The organism is Actinomadura sp. GC306 (genome assembly GCF_004348665.1).
Taxonomy (GTDB): Bacteria; Actinomycetota; Actinomycetes; order Streptosporangiales; family Streptosporangiaceae; genus Spirillospora.
In genome coordinates this window covers 1-2,947 of the sequence record NZ_SMKM01000447.1, presented here as the reverse complement: position 1 = coordinate 2,947, position 2,947 = coordinate 1, and the positions used below count along the sequence as shown (strand labels likewise).

3 protein-coding genes are annotated in these 2,947 nt (G+C 74.1%); 2 read left to right on the top strand and 1 reads right to left on the bottom strand.

Annotation, left to right across the window (positions count from 1 at the left end):
* Positions 1-306: 306 nt before the first annotated feature.
* Both E1200_RS32410 and E1200_RS32405 read left to right on the top strand, forming a co-directional pair.
* On the top strand, positions 307-1,053 hold the full coding sequence (locus E1200_RS32410; protein ID WP_165950559.1) for a serine protease: 747 nt from the start codon (positions 307-309) through the stop codon (positions 1,051-1,053).
* An 89-nt stretch (positions 1,054-1,142) separates the two neighbouring features.
* Positions 1,143-1,688, top strand: coding sequence for a snapalysin family zinc-dependent metalloprotease (locus E1200_RS32405; RefSeq protein WP_131956358.1), 546 nt, complete (start codon positions 1,143-1,145; stop codon positions 1,686-1,688).
* An 83-nt stretch (positions 1,689-1,771) separates the two neighbouring features.
* Here the strand turns inward: E1200_RS32405 and E1200_RS32400 are convergent.
* A partial coding sequence (locus E1200_RS32400) for an MFS transporter (RefSeq protein WP_131956356.1) occupies positions 1,772-2,947 on the bottom strand: 1,176 nt, incomplete at its 5' end.

Here is a 2,947-nt window from a genome sequence, read left to right as displayed (position 1 = left end):
GTTCCAATGCGGGTACTGGGCGACCGGGCCTTTCCAAGGTGTGAACAGGCGGGTTGAAAAAATGGGCGTTCGTTCAGTGCGGGCGGGGTGGGCGTAGAAAGTTCGCAGGTGGCGCCCGCTCTTTTCTTGGAAGTCCTTCTATTGCGGTGGCGGCGGCCGGAATCGGCTATGGCGGACCGCGCATTCGTGGTCGATAGTCGGTGCACCGGTCCGACGCCGCGGCGGTTCCGTGTCGGCGGTCGGTGACCGTCAGGGCCCTGCGGTCGGCACGTTCCCCCCCCGCTCGTGTGAAAGGACCCCCCGCTCATGAAGAAGCGCAGCCTGCTGGCCGCGGTTCCGGCGGCGTTCATGGCGCTGTCCGGGATGTCGGTGGCCAACGCGGAGCCCGCCCCGCAGCCCACCGAGCAGCCCACCACGAAGATCGTCGGCGGTTCGCCGGCGTCCCAGACCTACTCGTTCATGGTGTCGCTGCAGAGCTCCGCCGGCCGGCACAGCTGCGGCGGCTCGCTTGTCGCGCCGAGCTACGTCGTGACCGCGGCGCACTGCGGCACCCCGTACCAGGTCAGGATCGGCACCACCACCTACAACTCCGGCGGCGAGGTCCGCCGGGTCGCGGCCCGGCAGGTGCTCGGCGGCGACGTCGCGCTGCTGCGCCTGGCCAGCCCCGCCGCGTCCGCGCCCGTGACCATCGCGACCAGCGCGCCGGTCGGCTCGGCGACCCGGCTGCTCGGCTGGGGGCAGACCTGCGCGGTGCGCGGCTGCGGACCCGCGCCCGTCGGCCTCCGCCAGCTCGACACCCGGATCCTCTCGGACTCCCAGTGCAGCGGTCTCCGCAACCCCGAGCTGTGCATCGAGGGCGGCGGCGGGCGCGGCGCCTGCTACGGCGACTCCGGCGGGCCCGCGCTGATCGGCTCGTCGGGCCGCTGGCAGCTCGTCGGCGCGACCAGCCGCGGCACCGCCTCCACCTGCGCGACGTCCCCCGCCATCTACGGCGACGTCACCGCCTACCGCACCCGCATCCTGCAGATCACCGGCAGCGCCCTCAACGGCTGACCGGCCCGCCTGAACGCGCCCTCCGCCGGAGCGCGGTGCCCGGCGGAGGGTGCCTCCACCCCCCGCTCCCCACCGCACGAGGAACCCCCATGGTCATCAGAAACCTGCTGAGGGTCTGCGCGGCGCTGCTGCTCGGACTGACCTTCCTGGCCGGGACGGGCACCACCGCCTCGGCCGAGGCCGCCGAAGCCGTCCGCACGATCCGGTACGACGCGAGCCGCTCCGCCGAGTTCCGCTCCGCCGTCGACCAGGGCGCCCAGATCTGGAACGCCCGCCTCTCCAACGTCCGGTTCGTCGCCGGGTCCCCCGCCGACGTCGTCATCGTCGCCGACAACGGCTGGCCCCGCGCCCGCGTCACGAGCCTCGGCCGCGGCACGATCTGGATGGGCCGCCAGGCCGTTCAGGAAGGCCACTACACGGTACGGATCGCGTCCCACGAGCTGGGCCACGTCCTCGGCCTGCCGGACCGGCGCACCGGCCGCTGCACGGACCTGATGTCCGGGGCCAGCGCGGGGACGTCCTGCCGCAACCCCTACCCGAACTCCGCCGAGATCGCCGAGGTCGAGCGGAACTTCCAGAACGGCCTCCTCGGCGTCGCGACCGGCGTCACCCTCACCGAGGCCGCCGCCCGCTGACCCGACCAGCGCCGGGCGCCCGCTCTCTCCGGCGGGCGCCCGGTCCCTTCTCACCCCGGACGTACGCGCTCAGTGCGGCTCGGTCACATGCGACGGCCGGGGAGGAAGGCGACGAGCGCCGTCCCGGCGGCGGTGATGAGGGCGGCGGCGCGGAAGGCCGCCGCGTAGCCGTCCGCCGGTTCCGGGCCGGCCGCGGCCGCCGCCGCGCCGAGGACCGTGAGGCCGATGGCGCCACCGATCGTCCGGGACGTGTTGACCACGCCCGCCACGGCCCCGGCCTCCGCGTCCGGCGCGCCCCGCGTGGACGCCTCCACCAGCGGCGTCATCAGCAGCCCGAACCCGAGCGCCATCGTCGCACCCGGCCCGAGCACTGAGCCGAGGAACGTGCCGCCGGCGTCCAGCACGACGCTCTGCCACGCGAACCCGGCCGCCGCCATCAGCCCGCCGATGCCCGCGAGGAGCCGCGCGTCCATGCGCTCCATGAGCATCGGGGCCAGCCGCGACCCGAGGATGATGCCGAGCGTGTGAGGCAGGAACGACACCCCCGCGCGGACGGCGCTGTACCCGAGGATGTTTTGCATGTAGAGCGACAGGAAGTACCAGAGGGCGAAACCGCCCATCATGATGACCAGGGTGGCGAGGTTGCCGACCGCCACGCTGCGCAGCCGGAACAGCCCGAGCCGCACGAGCGGCTGAGCGGTTCGCGCCTCCACGGCGACGAACGCCGCCAGCAGCGCCAGCCCGGCGACGACCGGGACCAGGCCCTGCCACCCGTGGCTCTCAATCCGCCCGATGCCGAACGCGAGGAGGGCCACCCCGGCGGTGACGAGCACGGCGCCCGGCAGGTCGAGCCGGACGCGTCCCGCGGGGCTCCGGCCGTCCCGCAGCCACCGGACGGCGACCAGGGCGACCAGCGCCCCGACCGGCACGTTGATCAGGAACACCCAGCGCCAGCTCAGGTGGTCGGTCAGCACTCCGCCGACGAGCCCGCCCGTGGCGCCCCCGGCGGTGCCGACGGCCGTCCACAGCGCGATCGCCCTCGTCCGCGCGGGCCCCTCGGGGAAGTTCGCGGTCACCAGCGACAGCGTGACGGGCGCGAGGATCGCGGCCCCGACTCCCTGCACGGCCCGCGCGGCGATCAGCACATCCCCGCTCTGCGCGAACCCGGCGGCGAGACTGGCCACGCTGAACAACCCGAGACCGTAGAGGAAGACCCGCTTGCGCCCGAAAAGGTCGGCGGCCCGCCCACCCAGCAGCAG

What these genes read in the sequence shown, in the direction of transcription:
- E1200_RS32410 (WP_165950559.1), top strand. Translation starts at nt 307, where the DNA reads ATGAAGAAGCGCAGCCTGCTGGCCGCGGTTCCGGCGGCGTTCATGGCG.
- E1200_RS32405 (WP_131956358.1), top strand. Translation starts at nt 1,143, where the DNA reads ATGGTCATCAGAAACCTGCTGAGGGTCTGCGCGGCGCTGCTGCTCGGA.